The 18,931-nt window shown below is 59.9% G+C and carries 15 protein-coding genes; 11 read left to right on the top strand and 4 right to left on the bottom strand.

The features are described 5' to 3' along the window. The first annotated feature begins 115 nt into the window (after positions 1 to 115). The 3 genes from acnD (at position 116) to prpD (ending at position 5,642) form a co-directional block, all read left to right on the top strand. Positions 116 to 2,710, top strand: coding sequence for a Fe/S-dependent 2-methylisocitrate dehydratase AcnD (gene acnD / locus HNQ83_RS24110; protein ID WP_175391257.1), 2,595 nt, complete (start codon positions 116 to 118; stop codon positions 2,708 to 2,710). Between the two features lie 57 nt (positions 2,711 to 2,767). Continuing rightward, positions 2,768 to 3,958 carry a 2-methylaconitate cis-trans isomerase PrpF gene (gene prpF, locus HNQ83_RS24105; RefSeq protein ID WP_175391256.1) on the top strand — a complete coding sequence of 397 codons (1,191 nt, stop codon included), beginning with the start codon at positions 2,768 to 2,770 and terminating at the stop codon, positions 3,956 to 3,958. Positions 3,959 to 4,157: 199 nt separating this feature from the next. Then, positions 4,158 to 5,642, top strand: coding sequence for a 2-methylcitrate dehydratase (gene prpD / locus HNQ83_RS24100; protein WP_175391255.1), 1,485 nt, complete (start codon positions 4,158 to 4,160; stop codon positions 5,640 to 5,642). A 134-nt stretch (positions 5,643 to 5,776) separates the two neighbouring features. Here the strand turns inward: prpD and HNQ83_RS24095 are convergent, their stop codons facing one another. Next, a complete protein-coding gene (locus tag HNQ83_RS24095) occupies positions 5,777 to 6,595 on the bottom strand; it encodes a pyruvate, water dikinase regulatory protein (protein WP_175391254.1) in 819 nt (272 codons plus the stop codon). 174 nt (positions 6,596 to 6,769) lie between these two features. Between HNQ83_RS24095 and ppsA the strand changes: the two genes are divergently transcribed. The 8 genes from ppsA (at position 6,770) to HNQ83_RS24055 (ending at position 14,950) form a co-directional block, all read left to right on the top strand. After that, positions 6,770 to 9,145: a phosphoenolpyruvate synthase gene (ppsA, locus tag HNQ83_RS24090; RefSeq protein WP_175391253.1), complete on the top strand. Its 2,376-nt coding sequence runs from the start codon at positions 6,770 to 6,772 to the stop codon at positions 9,143 to 9,145. A gap of 193 nt (positions 9,146 to 9,338) precedes the next feature. Beyond that, complete coding sequence (locus HNQ83_RS24085; RefSeq protein WP_175391252.1) at positions 9,339 to 10,328, top strand: alpha/beta fold hydrolase; 990 nt, start codon at positions 9,339 to 9,341, stop codon at positions 10,326 to 10,328. 141 nt (positions 10,329 to 10,469) lie between these two features. After that, positions 10,470 to 10,958: a ribonuclease E activity regulator RraA gene (rraA, locus tag HNQ83_RS24080; protein WP_175391270.1), complete on the top strand. Its 489-nt coding sequence runs from the start codon at positions 10,470 to 10,472 to the stop codon at positions 10,956 to 10,958. A gap of 34 nt (positions 10,959 to 10,992) precedes the next feature. Continuing rightward, on the top strand, positions 10,993 to 11,988 hold the full coding sequence (locus tag HNQ83_RS24075; RefSeq protein WP_175391251.1) for a zinc transporter ZntB: 996 nt from the start codon (positions 10,993 to 10,995) through the stop codon (positions 11,986 to 11,988). 63 nt (positions 11,989 to 12,051) lie between these two features. Continuing rightward, on the top strand, positions 12,052 to 12,300 hold the full coding sequence (locus HNQ83_RS24070; RefSeq protein WP_175391250.1) for a CrfX protein: 249 nt from the start codon (positions 12,052 to 12,054) through the stop codon (positions 12,298 to 12,300). A 2-nt stretch (positions 12,301 to 12,302) separates the two neighbouring features. Beyond that, positions 12,303 to 13,127 carry a mechanosensitive ion channel domain-containing protein gene (locus HNQ83_RS24065; protein WP_008048604.1) on the top strand — a complete coding sequence of 275 codons (825 nt, stop codon included), beginning with the start codon at positions 12,303 to 12,305 and terminating at the stop codon, positions 13,125 to 13,127. Positions 13,128 to 13,217: 90 nt separating this feature from the next. Then, positions 13,218 to 13,808: an RNA polymerase sigma factor SigX gene (gene sigX / locus HNQ83_RS24060; RefSeq protein WP_017337463.1), complete on the top strand. Its 591-nt coding sequence runs from the start codon at positions 13,218 to 13,220 to the stop codon at positions 13,806 to 13,808. Positions 13,809 to 13,915: 107 nt separating this feature from the next. Next, entirely contained in the window at positions 13,916 to 14,950 is a 1,035-nt protein-coding gene (locus HNQ83_RS24055; RefSeq protein ID WP_175391249.1) for an OmpA family protein, read from the top strand. An 86-nt stretch (positions 14,951 to 15,036) separates the two neighbouring features. On the opposite strand, the gene cobA is transcribed toward HNQ83_RS24055, so the two are convergent. The 3 genes from cobA to HNQ83_RS24040 form a co-directional block, all read right to left on the bottom strand. Then, positions 15,037 to 15,801, bottom strand: a complete 765-nt coding sequence (gene cobA / locus HNQ83_RS24050; protein ID WP_175391248.1) for a uroporphyrinogen-III C-methyltransferase — start codon at positions 15,799 to 15,801, stop codon at positions 15,037 to 15,039. A 156-nt stretch (positions 15,802 to 15,957) separates the two neighbouring features. After that, on the bottom strand, positions 15,958 to 17,628 hold the full coding sequence (locus HNQ83_RS24045; RefSeq protein WP_175391247.1) for a bifunctional protein-serine/threonine kinase/phosphatase: 1,671 nt from the start codon (positions 17,626 to 17,628) through the stop codon (positions 15,958 to 15,960). A 7-nt stretch (positions 17,629 to 17,635) separates the two neighbouring features. Further along, positions 17,636 to 18,847, bottom strand: coding sequence for a NarK/NasA family nitrate transporter (locus HNQ83_RS24040; protein WP_175391246.1), 1,212 nt, complete (start codon positions 18,845 to 18,847; stop codon positions 17,636 to 17,638). Positions 18,848 to 18,931 lie beyond the last annotated feature (84 nt).

The raw sequence follows: 18,931 nt of genomic DNA, 5'->3' as shown, positions 1-18,931 counted from the left end.
GATGTCGACTGATACACCGCTTTCGCGAGCAAGCCCGCTCCCACATTTGACCGAGTTCTCTTCAGTTTTGGCGCCAGGCCCCACCCTTTGTAATTACCGTGACCGAGTCCTGACGATGAACACTGAATTCCGTAAACCGCTGCCTGGCAGCCATCTGGATTATTACGACGTGCGTGCGGCGGTCGAGGCCATCCAGCCCGGTGCCTATGACACCCTGCCGTACACCTCCCGCGTGCTGGCGGAAAACCTGGTGCGTCGCTGCGACCCGGCCACGCTCACCGAATCCCTCAAGCAATTCATCGAGCGCAAGCGCGACCTCGATTTCCCGTGGTTCCCGGCCCGCGTGGTGTGCCACGACATTCTCGGCCAGACTGCGCTGGTGGACCTCGCCGGCCTGCGCGACGCCATCGCCCAGCAAGGCGGTGACCCGGCGCAAGTCAACCCGGTGGTGCCGACCCAACTGATCGTCGACCACTCCCTGGCCGTCGAGCGTGGCGGTTTCGATCCCGAGGCGTTCGAGAAGAACCGCGCCATCGAAGACCGTCGCAACGAAGACCGTTTCCACTTCATCAACTGGACCAAAAAGGCGTTCAAGAACGTCGACGTGATCCCGCCAGGCAACGGCATCATGCACCAGATCAACCTGGAGAAAATGTCTCCGGTGATCCAGGTGCGTGACGGCGTCGCGTTCCCCGACACCTGCGTCGGCACCGACAGCCACACCCCGCACGTCGATGCGCTGGGCGTGATCGCCATCGGCGTCGGTGGCCTGGAAGCCGAGAGCGTGATGCTCGGTCGCGCATCGTGGATGCGTCTGCCGGAAAGTGTCGGTGTCGAATTGACTGGCAAGCTGCAACCGGGCATCACCGCCACCGACATGGTGCTGGCGCTGACCGAGTTCCTGCGCAAGCAAAAAGTGGTGGGTGCGTGGCTGGAATTCTTCGGTGAAGGCGCCGCCGCGCTGACCCTCGGCGACCGCGCCACCATTTCCAACATGGCCCCGGAATACGGCGCCACCGCTGCGATGTTCTACATCGACCAGCAGACCATCGACTACCTCAAGCTGACTGGCCGTGAAGACGAGCAGGTGCAGTTGGTTGAGAGCTACGCCAAGCAGGTCGGCCTCTGGGCGGACAGCCTGAAGGGCGCGCAGTACGAGCGCGGCCTGACCTTCGATCTGTCCTCGGTCGTGCGCAACATGGCCGGCCCGAGCAATCCGCACGCCCGCGTCGCGGTGTCGGATCTGGCGGCCAAAGGCATCTCCGGGCAGTGGGAAGACGTTCCAGGCCAGATGCCGGATGGCGCGGTGATCATCGCCGCCATCACCAGCTGCACCAACACCAGCAACCCGCGCAACGTGATCGCCGCCGGCCTGCTGGCGCGCAACGCCAACAAGCTCGGCCTGACCCGCAAGCCATGGGTCAAATCGTCCCTCGCGCCGGGTTCGAAAACCGTGGCGCTGTACCTGGATGAAGCCGGCCTGACCGATGAGCTGGAACAGCTCGGTTTCGGCGTCGTGGCTTTCGCCTGCACCACCTGCAACGGCATGTCCGGTGCGTTGGACCCGGTGATCCAGCAGGAAATCATCGACCGCGATCTTTACGCCACCGCTGTGCTGTCGGGCAACCGTAACTTCGACGGTCGGATTCACCCGTACGCCAAGCAGGCATTCCTCGCTTCGCCGCCGCTGGTGGTCGCTTACGCCATTGCCGGTACCATCCGTTTCGACATTGAAAAGGATGTGCTGGGCGTGGTCGATGGCAAGGAAATCCGTCTGAAGGACATCTGGCCGAGCGACGAAGAAATCGACGCCGTGGTGAAAGCCTCGGTGAAGCCGGAGCAGTTCCGCCAGGTCTACATCCCGATGTTCGCCATCCACGAAGACACCGGCCCGAAAGTCGCGCCGCTGTACGACTGGCGCGAGATGAGCACCTACATCCGCCGTCCGCCGTACTGGGAAGGCGCACTGGCCGGGGCGCGTCCGCTCAAGGGCATGCGCCCGCTGGCGGTGCTGCCGGACAACATCACCACCGATCACCTGTCGCCGTCCAACGCGATCATGCTGGACAGCGCCGCTGGCGAGTACCTGGCGAAAATGGGCCTGCCGGAAGAGGACTTCAACTCCTACGCGACCCACCGTGGCGACCACTTGACTGCACAGCGCGCAACCTTCGCCAACCCGAAACTGTTCAACGAAATGGTCCAGGAGAACGGCAAGGTCAAGCAGGGCTCCCTGGCCCGCGTCGAGCCGGAAGGCAAAGTGATGCGCATGTGGGAAGCCATCGAAACCTACATGGACCGCAAGCAGCCGCTGATCATCATCGCCGGCGCCGACTACGGTCAGGGCTCGTCCCGCGACTGGGCAGCCAAGGGCGTGCGTCTGGCGGGTGTGGAGGCGATTGCCGCCGAAGGTTTCGAGCGCATCCACCGCACCAACCTGGTGGGCATGGGCGTGTTGCCGCTGGAGTTCAAGCCGGGCACCAACCGCCATACCCTGGCCATCGACGGCAGCGAGACCTACGACGTGATCGGCGATCGCACGCCGCGCGCCGAACTGACGCTGGTCATCCATCGCAAGAACGGCGAGCGCGTCGAGGTGCCGGTGACCTGTCGCCTCGACACCGCTGAAGAAGTGTCGATCTACGAAGCGGGCGGCGTGTTGCAACGCTTCGCCCAGGACTTCCTCGAAGAATCGGCGGTTGCCGTTTAACACAAGCAGTACAGACACGGGGCTTTTGAGTCCCGTGTCTGTTTTGAAGGAGCACTCATGTCTCACGCACCTCAGATTAAAATTCCAGCCACTTACATGCGTGGCGGCACCAGTAAAGGCGTGTTCTTCAGCCTCCAGGACCTGCCCGAAGCGGCGCAGGTTCCGGGCCCGGCCCGCGACGCCCTTTTGTTGCGTGTGATTGGCAGCCCCGACCCCTACGACAAGCAAATCGATGGCATGGGTGGCGCGACCTCCAGCACCAGCAAAACCGTGATCCTGTCGAAAAGCATCAAGGCCGATCACGACGTCGATTACCTGTTCGGTCAGGTGTCCATCGACAAGCCTTTCGTCGATTGGAGCGGCAACTGCGGAAACCTCTCGGCGGCGGTCGGTTCGTTCGCCGTCAGCAACGGTCTGGTGGACGCCAGCCGCATCCCGCACAACGGTGTGGCCGTGGTTCGCGTGTGGCAGGCCAACATCGGCAAGACCATCATCGCCCATGTGCCGATCACCAACGGTGAAGTCCAGGAAACCGGCGATTTCGAACTCGACGGCGTGACCTTCCCGGCGGCCGAAGTGCAGCTCGAATTCCTCGACCCGGCAGCGGAAGAAGAGGGCGCCGGCGGTTCGATGTTCCCTACCGGTAACCTGATCGATGAGCTGGAGGTGCCGGGCGTCGGGACGTTCAAGGCCACCATGATCAATGCCGGCATCCCGACGATTTTCGTCAATGCCGAAGACATCGGATACAAGGGCACCGAGTTGCAGGGCGCGATCAATGGCGATCCGAAAGCGCTGCTGATGTTCGAAACCATCCGTGCTTATGGCGCATTGCGCATGGGCCTGATTTCCAACATTGACGAAGCGGCCAAGCGGCAGCACACGCCGAAGGTGGCGTTCGTCGCCAAGCCTGCGGACTACGTTGCTTCCAGCGGCAAGGCGATTGCGGCGGGGGATGTCGACCTGCTGGTGCGTGCGTTGTCCATGGGCAAGCTGCACCACGCGATGATGGGCACGGCAGCGGTGGCGATCGGCACGGCGGCGGCGATTTCCGGCACCCTGGTCAACCTCGCGGCCGGCGGTGTCGAGCGCAATGCGGTGCGCTTCGGCCACCCGTCCGGCACCTTGCGCGTCGGCGCCGAGGCCAGCCAGGTCAACGGCGAATGGACTGTGAACAAAGCCATCATGAGCCGCAGTGCGCGGGTGTTGATGGAGGGGTTTGTTCGGGTGCCAGGCGATTCTTTCTGATCGAGCACTGAACCCTTGTGGGAGCGAGCCTGCTCGCGAAGACGGACTGACATTCAACATGGATGTCGACTGATACACCGCTTTCGCGAGCAGGCTCGCTCCCACAGTTGATCGAATTTCAAAATAAGAAAGTAGTCATTCGCTGAGATTGCCCTGAACCGAGGTCCCATCAACGAACCACTTGCAGAGTGAATCGAACATGAGCGCCAACGTTGACCTGAACAACCGTCCCGACTACGACCAGGTCCTGCAGGACATTGCCGATTACGTTCTGGACTACAAGGTCGAGTCCAGTGAAGCCCTGGACACCGCCCGTAACTGCCTGATGGACACCCTGGGCTGCGGCCTGCTGGCGTTGCGTTTTCCCGAGTGCACCAAACACTTGGGGCCTGTCGTCGAAGGTACTGTCGTTCCATTCGGCGCACGCGTGCCTGGCACCTCGTTTCGGCTGGATCCGGTCAAGGCAGCGTGGGACATCGGTTGCATCGTGCGCTGGCTCGACTACAACGACACCTGGCTTGCCGCTGAGTGGGGTCACCCGTCGGACAATCTGGGTGGCATCCTTGCAGTGGCTGACCATTTATCACAAAAGCGCCTGGCCAATGGCGATGCGCCGCTGACCCTTCGCTCGGTGCTTGAAGCGATGATCATGGCTCACGAGATTCAGGGGGTGATCGCACTCGAAAACTCCTTCAACCGTGTCGGCCTCGATCACGTCATTCTGGTGAAAGTTGCCTCGACGGCGGTCACCGCCAAACTGATGAGGGCCAACCGCGAGCAGTTGCTCTCGGCGTTGTCCCATGCCTTTGCTGACGGCCAGGCATTGCGCACTTACCGTCATGCGCCGAATGCTGGGTCGCGCAAATCCTGGGCGGCCGGCGATGCTTCAAGCCGTGGCGTGCGCCTGGCCGACATCGCGATGCGTGGCGAGATGGGGATTCCCGGTGTCTTGAGTGCCAAACAGTGGGGCTTTTACGACGTATTGTTCAGTCACACCAACAGCGATCTGGCACTCAAGCCCGAGGACAAGCGCGCCTTCAGTTTCTCCCGTCCCTACGGCAGCTATGTGATGGAAAACGTGCTGTTCAAGATCAGCTTCCCGGCCGAGTTCCATGCGCAAACCGCCTGCGAAGCGGCGGTGACGCTGCACCCGCAAGTGCGCAACCGTCTGCACGAGATCGACAGGATCGTCATCACCACCCACGAATCGGCGATCCGCATCATTTCCAAGGTTGGCCCGCTGGCCAATGCCGCCGATCGCGACCACTGCATCCAGTACATGACGGCGGTGCCGCTGGCCTTCGGCAATCTGGTGGCCGAACACTACGAGGATGATTTCCACAGGGCGCATCCGATCATCGATGTACTGCGCGACAAAATGGTGATCGTCGAAGACCCACGCTTTACCCGTGAATATCTGGAGGCCGACAAGCGCTCCATCGCCAATGCGGTGCAGGTGTTTTTCAAGGATGGGTCCAGTACCGGGAGCGTGGTGGTGGAGTACCCGATCGGCCATCGTCGGCGCCGTGTCGAGGGCATTCCGTTGCTGGAAGAGAAGTTCAAGGCGAACCTGGCGACGCGGTTCACGACGCAGCGAAGCGAGGAGATTTTTGCGTTGTGCAAGGACCAGGCGCGGCTTGAGGCAACGCCGGTGAACCGGTTTGTGGATTTGTTTGTGATCTGAAGGACAGCGTTATCGTTCTTCGCGAGCAGGCTCGCTCCCACAGTGGTTCCGCGTTGAATGCAAACTTTGCAAACAAAGATGAACCCTGAGGGAGCGAGCCTGCTCGCGAAGACGGCGGATCAAACGCAGAAAATTTACTTGAACCGCCGCTCGACGCCTTTCTCCACCAGAATCTTCGCGGAGATCTCTTCCACCGAGAAATGCGTGGAGTTGATATTCGGAATGTTCTCGCGGCGGAACAGGTTTTCCACCTCGCGCACTTCGAACTCGCACTGGGCGTAGCTTGAATAGCGACTGTTGGGCTTGCGCTCGTTGCGGATCGCGGTCAAGCGGTCCGGGTCGATGGTCAGGCCGAACAGCTTGTGCTGGTGGGCGCGCAGGGCGCTTGGCAGGGTCAGGCGCTCCATGTCGTCTTCGGTCAGCGGGTAGTTGGCCGCGCGGATACCGAATTGCATGGCCATGTACAGACAGGTCGGGGTCTTGCCGCAACGCGACACGCCCACCAGGATCAGGTCGGCCTTGTCGTAATAATGCGTACGGGCGCCGTCGTCGTTGTCGAGGGCGAAGTTGACCGCCTCGATGCGCTCCATGTAGTTGGTGTTGGCACCGATGGAGTGGGATTTGCCGACGGTATAGGAGGAATGCTCGGTCAGTTCCTGTTCGAGAGGGGCCAGGAAGGTCGAGAAAATGTCGATCATGAAACCATTGGAAGTCGCGAGGATCTCACGAATATCCTGATTGACGATGGTATCGAAGATGATCGGGCGAAAGCCGTCGGTTTCGGCGGCCTTGTTGATTTGTTGTACCATGGCCCGCGCTTTGTCCACGCTGTCGATGTACGGCCGCGTGACTTTGCTGAAGGTAATGTTTTCGAACTGCGCCAGGAGGCTTTGACCCAGGGTTTCGGCAGTAATGCCGGTGCCATCGGAGATAAAGAAAGCAGATCGTTTCATTTGCACCTTGGGCCTTAAGCTAATGAGCATTCTTGGATATGATAGGCGCGGTTTGCCGGCCGCCAATGGCCCGCATTCTCACTTATTTTCCAGGTCCAGGCCATACAGCTGGCAAACGCTCCCCCGAGCAGCCGGCTTCTGAGCTTTTCCAACACAGTTAGTGGAGAGATCACCTTGGTAGAGTACGTAGTTTCCCTCGATAAGCTCGGCAAACACGATGTTGAGCATGTGGGGGGCAAGAACGCATCCCTGGGCGAGATGATCAGCAACCTTGCAGGTGCCGGTGTATCGGTGCCCGGTGGCTTCGCCACGACCGCTCAGGCTTATCGCGACTTCCTGGAACTGAGCGGCCTGAACCAGCAGATTCACGACGCCCTTGATGCCCTGGATGTCGACGACGTGAATGCCCTGGCCAAGACCGGCGCCCAGATCCGCCAATGGATCATGGAAGCCGAGTTCCCTGAAAAACTGAACGCCGAAATCCGCGCCGCCTTCGCCACACTGTCCGCCGGCAATCCCGACGTGGCCGTGGCCGTGCGCTCTTCCGCTACCGCCGAAGACCTGCCGGACGCTTCCTTCGCCGGTCAGCAGGAAACCTTCCTGAACATCCGTGGTGTCGAAAACGTCATTCGCGCCGCCAAGGAAGTATTCGCCTCCCTTTTCAACGATCGCGCGATTTCCTACCGCGTGCATCAGGGCTTCGACCACAAGTTGGTAGCCCTGTCGGCCGGCGTACAGCGCATGGTCCGTTCCGAAACCGGTACTGCCGGCGTGATGTTCACCCTCGATACCGAATCGGGCTTCCGTGACGTGGTGTTCATCACCGGGGCCTACGGCCTGGGTGAAACCGTCGTACAAGGCGCGGTGAACCCGGATGAATTCTATGTCCACAAAGGCACCCTGGCCGCCGGTCGCCCGGCGATCCTGCGCCGCAACCTGGGCAGCAAGGCCATCAAGATGATCTACGGCGACGAGGCGAAGGCCGGTCGTTCGGTCAAGACGGTCGACGTGGACAAGGCCGAACGCGTGCGTTTCTGCCTGACCGACGCCGAAGTCAGCGAGCTGGCCAAGCAGGCGATGATCATCGAGAAGCACTACCAGTGCCCGATGGACATCGAATGGGCCAAGGACGGTGACGACGGCAAGCTGTACATCGTGCAGGCCCGTCCGGAAACCGTGAAGAGCCGCACCCAGGCCAACGTCATGGAACGTTACCTGCTGAAAGAAACCGGCACCGTGCTGGTGGAAGGTCGTGCCATCGGCCAGCGCATTGGCGCCGGCAAGGTCCGCATCATCAAGGACGTGTCCGAGATGGACAAGGTCCAGCCAGGCGACGTACTGGTCTCCGACATGACCGACCCGGACTGGGAACCGGTCATGAAACGCGCCAGCGCCATCGTCACCAACCGGGGCGGCCGTACCTGCCACGCGGCGATCATCGCTCGCGAGCTGGGCATCCCGGCGGTTGTCGGTTGCGGTAATGCCACCCAGCTGTTGAAAGACGGCCAGGGCGTGACCGTTTCCTGCGCTGAAGGCGACACAGGCTTCATCTTCGAAGGCGAGCTGGGCTTCGACATCAAGAAGAACTCCGTGGACGCCATGCCGGAGCTGCCGTTCAAGATCATGATGAACGTCGGCAACCCGGACCGCGCCTTCGACTTCGCCCAGCTGCCGAACGCCGGTGTGGGCCTTGCCCGTCTGGAGTTCATCATCAACCGCATGATCGGCGTGCACCCTAAAGCGCTGCTGAACTATGACGGCTTGCCGCAGGACATCAAGGAAAGTGTCGACAAGCGCATCGCCGGCTACAACGACCCGGTCGGCTTCTACGTTGACAAGCTGGTCGAAGGCATCAGCACCCTGGCCGCGGCGTTCTGGCCGAAAAAGGTCATCGTGCGTCTGTCGGACTTCAAGTCCAACGAATACGCCAACCTGATCGGCGGCAAGCTCTACGAGCCGGAAGAAGAAAACCCGATGCTGGGCTTCCGTGGCGCTTCGCGTTACATCAGCGAATCGTTCCGCGACTGCTTCGAGCTCGAATGCCGCGCCCTCAAGCGCGTGCGCAACGACATGGGCCTGACCAACGTCGAGATCATGGTGCCGTTCGTTCGCACCCTGGGCGAAGCGAGCCAGGTGGTGGACCTTTTGGCCGAAAACGGCCTGGCACGTGGCGACAACGGTCTGCGCGTCATCATGATGTGCGAACTGCCGTCCAACGCGATCCTGGCTGAAGAATTCCTCGAATTCTTCGACGGTTTCTCCATCGGTTCCAACGACCTGACCCAGCTGACCCTGGGCCTGGACCGTGACTCCGGGATCATCGCGCACCTGTTCGACGAGCGTAATCCGGCGGTCAAGAAGCTGTTGGCCAATGCCATTGCCGCGTGCAACAAGGCCGGCAAGTACATCGGCATTTGCGGTCAGGGTCCTTCGGACCACCCGGACCTGGCCAAATGGCTGATGGAGCAAGGCATCGAAAGCGTTTCGCTGAACCCTGACTCCGTACTGGAGACCTGGTTCTTCCTGGCTGAGGGTCAGGCTTCGGCTTGATCGTGTGTGAATCGGCTCGCTCTCTGTAGGAGCGAGCTTGCTCGCGATGGTCGCTAACGATGACGCGTTTTTCCTGGATGAACGCGTTGTCCCGGCCTCCTTCGCGAGCAGGCTCGCTCCCACATTGGCCGCAGCTTTGAGATTGAAGTAGGGCGGGCTCCTCTGGATGCCGCCCTTTTTTGTGCAAGAGATTATGCAAAGCAGCAGCAACCTATTTCCTGTCGCCCTGATCAGCGCCGAGCGGCGCGGTGATCTGAGCGAAGATGTCTATCGTTTGAAGCCTGCTAACAGCCCTGACGGGACTGTCGAGTTGGCAGTGACGCGCCTGGGCTTGGCCGATGAGCCAGCGGTGCGTGGTGTGCCGGTGATCCTGTTGCACGGCAGCTTTTCCAATCGACGCTTCTGGTTTTCCCCCAAGGGCCTGGGTTTGGGCGCTTATTTGACGCGCCTGGGGTTCGATGTGTGGATTCCGGAAATGCGCGGTCACGGCCTGTCCCGGCGCAACCAGGACTACCGCAAGAACCGTGTCGCCGACTATGCGCGCTACGATCTACCGGCCATTGGCGCATTTGTTCGCGAGCAAACCGGGCAGGTTCCGCATTGGGTCGGTCATTCACTGGGTGGCATTACCCTGGCGGCAGCGTTGGGTGGTGAGTACATCGGCGAGCCGGTGGTTGCGTCCGCGGCGTTTTTCGGCACGCAAATCAGCCGTACTTACTGGCCGTTGAAAATTCCCCCGGTCGAGTGGAGCGGGCGCTTCATTCTCAAGCGGTTTGCCCAATTGTCCGGTTCGCGGCTCAAGCGTGGTCCGGAGGACGAACCCATTGGCCTGGCCCTGGAAAGCATGCGTTGGTACGGCTTGTTCGGGCGCTTTGGCGATGCTGACAAAGACTGGTGGGCGGGTCTGGCCGAGGTCAAAATACCGGTGTTGGCGGTGAGTGCCGTGGGTGACCATCAGGACCCGGCCTGGGCTTGTCGCAAGTTGTTCGACCAGGTGGGGTCCGAGCACAAGCAATTTATCAACCTGGGCCGCGAGCAGGGCTTTGGCGATAATTTCGGTCATGTTGAGATGCTGGTCAGCAAGCCCGCTCAGGCCGAGGTCTGGCCTTTGGTGGCCCGCTGGCTGGCGGATCAACAAACGCCGCTGATGGGTGAACAAGCGGATTTGGCTGCGGCAATCTAAGCTGGACGCTCTATCAGGGGCATTTCGCTCTGATCGGCTTGCGGCTAAGATATGACGAATTGAGCTGTTCCGGTCATTTTCGATGATTGAATCATCAGTGATGTTCGTGCTGTCTTCCTCTTTTACAGGAGTTTTTCGATGATCCATTACCTTACGCCTGACCTGTGCGACGCCTACCCGGAGCTGGTACAGGTGCTGGAACCGATGTTCAGCAATTTCGGTGGCCGTGATTCCTTCGGTGGCGAAATCGTTACCATCAAGTGCTTCGAAGACAACTCGCTGGTCAAGGAACAGGTCGAACTCGACGGCAAGGGCAAGGTACTGGTGGTTGATGGCGGTGGTTCCCTGCGTCGCGCACTGCTGGGCGACATGCTGGCCGAGAAAGCCGCCAAAAACGGCTGGGAAGGGCTGGTGATCTACGGTTGCATCCGTGACGTCGACGTCATCGCGCAAACCGACCTGGGGGTTCAGGCGCTGGCCAGCCACCCGATGAAAACCGACAAGCGCGGTATCGGCGACCTTAACGTTGCCGTGACCTTCGCCGGCGTGACCTTCCATCCAGGCCAGTACATCTATGCGGACAACAATGGCGTGATCATCTCGCCAAGCCCGCTTGCCATGCCTGAGTAAGATTCAGCCGACTTTTTTGAAGAATGGAATGCGGATGTTCGAGGAAGAAAACGCGCAGTGGGGGTTGGTACATGCCCTGGTGCTGGACGGTAAAGGCGGTGCGCGTTCGATAGCCCGGACAGAACTCGATGACTTGCAGCTGCAGGCCCATGAAAGCCTGTGGTTGCACTGGGATCGCAGTCACCCGCAAACCCAGACCTGGTTGCGCAAGACCAGCGGTCTGAGTGAGTTCAGCTGTGACTTGTTGCTGGAAGAAAACACCCGTCCGCGTCTTTTACAGCTTTCGGACAGCGAACTGCTGCTATTTTTGCGTGGGGTGAACCTCAATCCGGGGGCCGAGCCTGAAGACATGGTGTCGGTGCGGATCTTCGGCTCCGCCCAGCGGGTGATTTCCCTGCGTTTGCGTCCATTGCGCGCCACCGAAGAACTGCTGGTGCAACTGGCCGACGGCAAGGGACCGAAAACCGCCTCCGAACTCATCCTTTATATGGCGCAATACCTCACCAACAAGGTGCAGGATCTGGTCAGCTGCCTCTCGGAAGTGGTCGATGAGGAAGAGGAAAAGCTGGATGCCGACGAACGGTATACACCCGAGCATGGAGAGGTATTACAGATCCGTCGCCGGGCCGCTGCGTTGAAGCGCTTTCTCGCTCCGCAGCGGGATATTTTCGGTCAGCTGACACGGATCAAGTTGCCTTGGTTCGTCGAGGACGACGGGGATTATTGGAACGAGTTGAACAACAGCCTGACCCGCTATTTAGAGGAGCTTGAGTTAACGCGGGAGCGGGTGGGGCTGGTCCTGGAGGCTGAGGACCGACGATTGAGCGTGCGTATGAACCGCACGATGTATCGCTTCGGGATCATCACCGGGATTTTTTTGCCGATGAGTTTTTTGACCGGTCTTTTGGGGATAAACGTCGGGGGTATTCCATTTTCTCAAAGCCCCTATGGCTTCCTCGTCGCCTGCCTGCTGATGGTTTCGGTAGCGCTCGGGCAGTGGTGGTTATTCCGACGTTTGCGCTGGGTTTGACAGTGAGCCATGTGACCCGACCAAATTTGACCGCGTCTTTCACAGACATCACGAGAGGTGCGTATGCACGATCCGTTTGAACAGTCTTTGCGTGACATGCTCAAGGCAACACCGTCCACCCGGGACGACGATGCCTGCCTTGGTCGTGTACTGAAAACCGCCAACCGCCAGGTCGGCGCCGGCGATCTGTTCAGCCTGCTGGGCCGCTGGCTGCCCGCGCTGATGATCGCCCTGAATAACGGATCGGCCCATGTGGCGCCGGTGTCCCGTCTTCGTAAACCTACCGCTCGCACTGCTGATAAGGCTGATTGAATATGGAACTTGATCTCTGGACACAGAGCCTCGTCACTGCAATGACTGCGTTATGGACCAAGGTTGCGAACTTCATTCCGAACCTGTTTGGCGCACTGGTTGTGCTGCTGTTGGGTTTCGTCGTGGCCAAGCTGTTGGACACGCTGTTGTCCAAATTGCTCGCCAAACTGGGCCTTGATCGCCTGATGGGCGGTACCGGCCTGACCAAGTTGCTGTCGCGCGCCGGCCTTCAAGTACCCATTTCCACGCTGATCGGTAAAATCGTCTACTGGTTCGTTCTGCTGATTTTTCTGGTTTCTGCCGCAGAATCCCTTGGACTTGAGCGAGTTTCAGCTACGCTGGATATGCTTGCGTTGTATTTGCCGAAGGTATTCGGCGCGGCGCTGGTGCTGTTGGTGGGTGTCTTGCTGGCGCAACTGGCCAATGGCCTGGTGCGCGGAGCGGCAGAAGGCGTAGGCCTGGACTACGCTTCCGGCTTGGGGCGAATTGCTCAGGGCCTGGTGATCATCATCAGTATCTCGGTTGCGATCAGCCAGTTGGAGGTCAAGACTGACCTGCTCAACCACGTGATCGTAATCGTATTGATTACCGTTGGTCTGGCGGTTGCGCTGGCCATGGGGTTGGGAAGCCGGGAAATTGCCGGTCAGATTCTTGCGGGAATCTATGTGCGTGAGTTGTACCAGGTTGGGCAACAAGTGCGTGTTGGCGAGGTCGAAGGGCAGATCGAAGAGATCGGCACGGTTAAAACCACATTGCTGACCGATGAGGGTGAGCTAGTCTCTCTTTCCAATCGGATTCTCCTTGAACAGCATGTGAGTAGCCGCTAACCCGGCAAACCCTGCTAATGTATGCCGCCGCAAAATGCCTGCTGATGCTGGCTGCGGCGGACATTGACCTGACTGTCGGCCCGACTTGTTTTGAATAAAGCCCAATCGCTATCCACGCGCTACGACCCCCGCGAGCTCTCTGATGAGGAGTTGGTCGCGCGCTCGCATACCGAGCTGTTTCATGTTACGCGCGCCTATGAAGAACTGATGCGGCGTTACCAGCGAACATTATTTAACGTCTGTGCACGGTATCTCGGGAACGATCGCGACGCAGATGATGTCTGTCAGGAAGTGATGTTGAAGGTGTTGTATGGCTTGAAGAACTTCGAGGGCAAATCGAAGTTCAAGACATGGCTATATAGCATCACGTACAACGAGTGCATCACACAGTATCGGAAGGAACGGCGAAAGCGTCGCTTGATGGACGCCTTGAGTCTGGACCCCCTCGAAGAAGCGTCCGAAGAAAAGGCGCCGAAACCCGAGGAGAAGGGCGGGCTTGATCGCTGGCTGGTGTATGTGAACCCGATCGACCGTGAAATTCTGGTGCTACGATTTGTCGCAGAGCTGGAATTTCAGGAGATCGCAGACATCATGCACATGGGTTTGAGTGCAACAAAAATGCGGTACAAACGCGCTCTAGATAAACTGCGTGAGAAATTTGCAGGCATTGCCGAAACTTAGTTCGGCGCAAATATCTCTTACGTGTAGGCAAGTTCTGTTAGACTTGCCGCCGAGTTGTCCCCCGGTTTGCGGGACTGCTTCACAATCACCAGATGGGGATTTAACGGATGAAACTGAAAAACACCTTGGGCTTGGCCATTGGTTCTCTTATTGCCGCCACTTCGTTCGGCGCTCTGGCACAGGGCCAAGGCGCAGTTGAAATCGAAGGCTTCGCAAAGAAAGAATACTTTGACAGCACCCGTAACTTCAAAAACGACGGCAACCTGTTCGGCGGTTCCGTTGGTTACTTCCTGACCGACGACGTTGAACTGCGTCTGGGCTACGACGAAGTTCACAACGTCCGTGCTGACGACGGTAAGAACGTAAAAGGCGCTAACACCGCTCTGGACGCTCTGTACCACTTCAACAACCCAGGCGACATGCTGCGTCCTTACGTCTCGGCCGGTTTCTCCGACCAGAGCATCGACCAGAACGGTTCGAACGGTCGTGACCGTTCCACCTTCGCCAACGTTGGTGGCGGCGCCAAGCTGTACTTCACCGACAACTTCTACGCCCGTGCCGGCGTTGAAGCTCAGTACAACATCGACCAGGGCAACACCGAGTGGGCTCCTAGCGTCGGTATCGGTGTGAACTTCGGTGGCGGCTCCAAGCCAGCTGCTGCTCCAGTTCCAGCACCGGCTGAAGTCTGCTCCGACAGCGACAACGATGGCGTATGCGACAACGTTGACAAGTGCCCGGACACCCCAGCCAACGTAACCGTTGACGCTGATGGCTGCCCAGCAGTTGCTGAAGTTGTACGTGTAGAGCTGGACGTGAAGTTCGACTTCGACAAGTCGGTCGTCAAGCCAAACAGCTACGGCGACATCAAGAACCTGGCTGACTTCATGAAGCAGTACCCATCCACCACCACTACTGTTGAAGGTCACACTGACAACGTCGGTCCTGACGCTTACAACCAGAAACTGTCCGAGCGTCGTGCAAACGCCGTTAAGCAAGTTCTGACCAACCAGTACGGTGTTGAATCGTCCCGCGTTCAGTCTGTTGGCTACGGCGAATCCCGCCCAGTTGCTGACAACAAAACTGACGCTGGCCGCGCTGTAAACCGTCGCGTAGAAGCGCAGGTTGAAGCTCAAGCTAAGTAATTAGCTCGCCGCTCCGAGAAAAGCCCGGCTCAGGCCGGGCTTTTCTTTGCCTGCGATTTGGTGGAAAGGTGTTCAATCAGGAAGATTCAGGCCGAATGAGCAGCCGTCATTGCGGGCAAGCACTGCTCATACAGGGACGATGTTGCTCGGGCAGCCACGGTTCCAATCACCAGAATGGCGGGGCTCTTGAGCTGGAAGTTATCGGCATCCTCTTCCATGGCTGTCAGATCACTGCGGCATTCGCGCTGATGTGGCAGTGAAGCGTTTTCAATCATTGCCACCGGCATGTCCGCGGCCATGCCTCCGGCCAGCAACTGCTCGCGGATTTCACTGAGTTTGGCCACCCCCATGTAAATCACCAGGGTCGTACCACTCTGGGCCAGTGCTTGCCAGTTCAGGCTGCTGCCGTCCTGGGTATGAGCAGTGACCAGTGTCACGCCTCTGGCCACGCCGCGCAGGGTCAAGGGGATATCGCATTGTGTGGCGCCAGCAAGCCCGGCGGTAATGCCGTTGACCAACTCGACTTCAATCCCGCGTTCGCGCAGCCACTGAGCCTCTTCACCGCCGCGCCCGAAAATGCACGGGTCGCCGCCCTTGAGGCGCACCACGCATTTGCCGTGGCGCGCGTAACGCAGCATCAGGCGATGGATGAACGCTTGTGGCGTTGAGCGGCAACCGCCGCGTTTACCCACGGGAATGATCCGGGCGCCGGTGCAGTGCTCAAGGACTGCATCATTCACAAGATCATCAATCAGCACGACGTCCGCTTCTCTCAACGCCCGCACGGCCTTCAGCGTCAGCAATTCCGGATCACCAGGTCCCGCACCGACCAGCCAGACTTTTGCGTTCATCGTGTTTTCCTCATGTGTAACGGTAATGGAGCAGGTCGAAAGCATTGCAGCGTCATTCAGTTCGTCTTCGCGAGCAGGCTCGCTCCCACAGGGGATTTTTGAGCGCTGAAGTTCCATTGTGGGAGCGAGCCTGCTCGCGAAAGACGCACCTCGGTCCTATCCATGAAATACAAAAAACAACAGCACCAGATTGATCAGCAGTGACCCCAACGCCAACGTCCGCCACACCTTCAACGGCTCTCGCTCCAGCAAGGGCCTGGGGCGTACGCTCAAGCTATGGCGCTCACCTTGTTCCATCAGCAGCAACCATTCCTCGGCTGTTTCAAAGCGCTGGGCCGGATCTGCCGCGACCGCCCGTTCCAGGCTTTGTGTCAGCCACTCCGGCAAGTCGGGTCGATAGCGGTTGGCACTCACCGGAGCCCCGAATCGTGGACGCTGGAAAGCTTCGATTTCGCCGTAGGGAAAATGCCCGGTAAGCAGGTAATACAGGGTCACACCGACGGCATACAGGTCCTGTTGCGGCGCAGGTCCTTCGCCGCGAAACGCTTCTGGCGCGATGTAGCTGGGCGTGCCGGGCAAGGCCGAGGGCTGGTCTTCGGACAAGCCGGAACACCAGGCAAGTCCGAAATCCAGCAGGCGCAATTCACCGTCGTCACCCAGCAGCAGGTTTTCCGGTTTGATGTCTCGATGCAGGATCTGCCGTCGATGCAACAGGCCGACAGCCTTGAGCAGGCGTTCGGCCAGGTCCTGCCACTGTGCCAGCGGTAACGGACCGATCTGTGCGAACAGTTGCGCAAGGGTCGAGCCAGAATATTCGCGCATCACGTAATACAAATGCTGCCGCTGACTGGCCGCATGGACTTCAGGGAAATGCCGTCCGGCCACACGCTTGAGAAACCATTCTTCCGATAACAATGCTTGCCCGGCCAAGTGATCATCGCGCAGCGCGCCGGGCAGGGTTTTCAGCAGCCAGGGTTGCCGCTGACTGTCGCGTACCCGATAGAGCAGCGACTGCTGGCTCTGGCCGAGCATGGCTTCAACCTGCCAGCCCTCGAAGTCCTGGCCTGGTTTCAGCGAAGGCGGCAGCGGCCATTGCTGCAAATGAATCAGCGCATCGCCGATGCTGGTTTCACCGAGGGCATCGACCCGCACCAGCAGGGCGCTGGCGTTATCCTGGCTGCCGGCCAGGTGGGCGGCGTTGACCAGGGTCTGCGCCGCGCTTTGAAGGTCCGGTTGATCGCGCAGAATCGCGGCAATCGCCGTATCGCCCAAGACCGCCCAGATACCGTCGCTGAGCAGCACGAAGCTCTCATCGAGGCGCAATTCACCGTCGAGAAAATCCAGTACCAGATGTTGATCGAGCCCTAGCGCCCGCTTGAGCACATGCTGCATGCCCGGCTGGTCCCAAACGTGGTCTTCGCTGACTCGCTGCAATTGTTCGGCATGCCAGCGATAGACCCGGCAATCACCGACATGGGCCAGGGTAAAACGTCGGCCACGCAAGACCAGGGCACTGACCGTGGTCAGCAAGGGTTGCCCGCTACCATTGGCCTGCAACCAGCGGTTCTGTGCCAGCAGCAGACGATCCAGTGCCTGGGCAACGCCCCAGGTTTCCGGGGTGGCGTAGTAATCCAGGGCCAGGGCCTGCAACGTCGAACGGGCGGCCAGGCCGCCATCGGCGCATTGGCTGACGCCGTCGGCGATGGCGAACAGGTAACCCTTGCTCGCCGCCAGGGCCGGGGCCGGTGTGACCAGGCGCAAGGCGTCCTGATTTTCCTCCCGCGGACCGGTGGCGCTGGCTTCGGCAAAACTCAGTTGCAGGCTCATGGCCGTGTCAAACCCGTGCAGCGGTCACGGCGGCCGAGCCCCAGGTGGTTCTCCAGCGACGTTTCACGCCGTGCAGGCCAAACCAGGCAAGGATCGCGAGACTGGCGAACAGCCACAGCGCCATCTGGTAGCTGCCGGTGCTTTGCTTGATCGCGCCCATGCCTGCGGCCAGCGCAAAACCGCCGATGCCGCCGGCCATGCCGATCAGGCCGGTCATCACGCCGATCTCCCGGCGGAAGCGCTGTGGAACCAGTTGGAACACTGCACCGTTACCTGCCCCAAGACCGAGCATGGTGCAGACGAACAGTGCCAGGGCTGCATAGGAACTTGGCAGGTTGAAACCCACGGCAGCGATGCAGATCGCCGCCACGGTATACATCCCCAGCAAGGTACGGATGCCGCCGAAGCGATCAGCCAGGGCGCCGCCCAAAGGACGCATCAGGCTGCCACCGAACACGCAGGCGGCAGTGTAGTAGCCGGCGGTCACCGGGCTCAGGCCGTACTGGTCGTTGAAGTAACCGGGCAGGGCGCTGGCCAGGCCGATGAAGCCACCGAAGGTCACGCTGTAGAAAAACATGAACCACCAGCTGTCGCGGTCACCCAGTGCCTTGAAGTAGTCGGCCATCGACTTGGCCTTCGGTCGCTCTGGGGCGTTTTTGGCCAGCCAGGCGAAGACGATCAGGGTCAGGATCAGCGGGATCAGGGCGAAGCCGAACACATTGCTCCAGCCAAACGCTGCCGCCAGCACCGGTGCAATCAACGCGGCCAGCACAGTGCCCGAGTTACCCGCCCCGGCGATGCCCATGGCTTTGCCTTGGTGCTGCGGCGGATACCATTGCGATGCCAGGGGCAGGGCGACGGCGAACGAGGCGCCAGCCATGCCCAGGAACAGCCCCAGGAGCAATGCTTGCTCGTAGCTGTGGATCCCGAGCTTCCAGGCGCCGAACAACGCGCATATGACGATCACCTGACCGATCAGTCCGGCGGTTTTCGGTGACAGGCGATCAGCCAGCATGCCCATCACAAAGCGCAGTATGGCTCCCGCCAGAATAGGCGTCGCCACTACCATTCCGCGCTGTTGGGTGGTCAGGTGCAGATCGCCGGCGATTTGCACCGCCAGGGGGCCGAGCAGGTACCAGACCATGAAGCTCAGATCGAAGTACAGGAAGGCTGCGAACAGGGTCGGGGTATGGCCGGATTTCCAGAAGCTTGAATTCATCGCGCACCTCAACTGATAGGAGTCTCGAACGGGAGTCATGCAGGTGGGGCGCCGCAGGGCCGCACCACCGGCCCCGGGCAATGG

Source organism: Pseudomonas sp. C2B4 (assembly GCF_013359695.1).
Taxonomy (GTDB): domain Bacteria; phylum Pseudomonadota; class Gammaproteobacteria; order Pseudomonadales; family Pseudomonadaceae; genus Aquipseudomonas.
The sequence above is the reverse complement of the archived record's forward strand: the minus strand, read 5'-3'. Positions and strand labels throughout refer to the sequence as shown.

What these genes read in the sequence shown, in the direction of transcription:
- acnD (WP_175391257.1), top strand. Translation starts at nt 116, where the DNA reads ATGAACACTGAATTCCGTAAACCGCTGCCTGGCAGCCATCTGGATTAT.
- prpF (WP_175391256.1), top strand. Translation starts at nt 2,768, where the DNA reads ATGTCTCACGCACCTCAGATTAAAATTCCAGCCACTTACATGCGTGGC.
- prpD (WP_175391255.1), top strand. Translation starts at nt 4,158, where the DNA reads ATGAGCGCCAACGTTGACCTGAACAACCGTCCCGACTACGACCAGGTC.
- HNQ83_RS24095 (WP_175391254.1), bottom strand. Translation starts at nt 6,595, where the DNA reads ATGAAACGATCTGCTTTCTTTATCTCCGATGGCACCGGCATTACTGCC.
- HNQ83_RS24085 (WP_175391252.1), top strand. Translation starts at nt 9,339, where the DNA reads ATGCAAAGCAGCAGCAACCTATTTCCTGTCGCCCTGATCAGCGCCGAG.
- HNQ83_RS24075 (WP_175391251.1), top strand. Translation starts at nt 10,993, where the DNA reads ATGTTCGAGGAAGAAAACGCGCAGTGGGGGTTGGTACATGCCCTGGTG.
- HNQ83_RS24070 (WP_175391250.1), top strand. Translation starts at nt 12,052, where the DNA reads ATGCACGATCCGTTTGAACAGTCTTTGCGTGACATGCTCAAGGCAACA.
- HNQ83_RS24065 (WP_008048604.1), top strand. Translation starts at nt 12,303, where the DNA reads ATGGAACTTGATCTCTGGACACAGAGCCTCGTCACTGCAATGACTGCG.
- HNQ83_RS24055 (WP_175391249.1), top strand. Translation starts at nt 13,916, where the DNA reads ATGAAACTGAAAAACACCTTGGGCTTGGCCATTGGTTCTCTTATTGCC.
- cobA (WP_175391248.1), bottom strand. Translation starts at nt 15,801, where the DNA reads ATGAACGCAAAAGTCTGGCTGGTCGGTGCGGGACCTGGTGATCCGGAA.
- HNQ83_RS24045 (WP_175391247.1), bottom strand. Translation starts at nt 17,628, where the DNA reads ATGAGCCTGCAACTGAGTTTTGCCGAAGCCAGCGCCACCGGTCCGCGG.
- HNQ83_RS24040 (WP_175391246.1), bottom strand. Translation starts at nt 18,847, where the DNA reads ATGAATTCAAGCTTCTGGAAATCCGGCCATACCCCGACCCTGTTCGCA.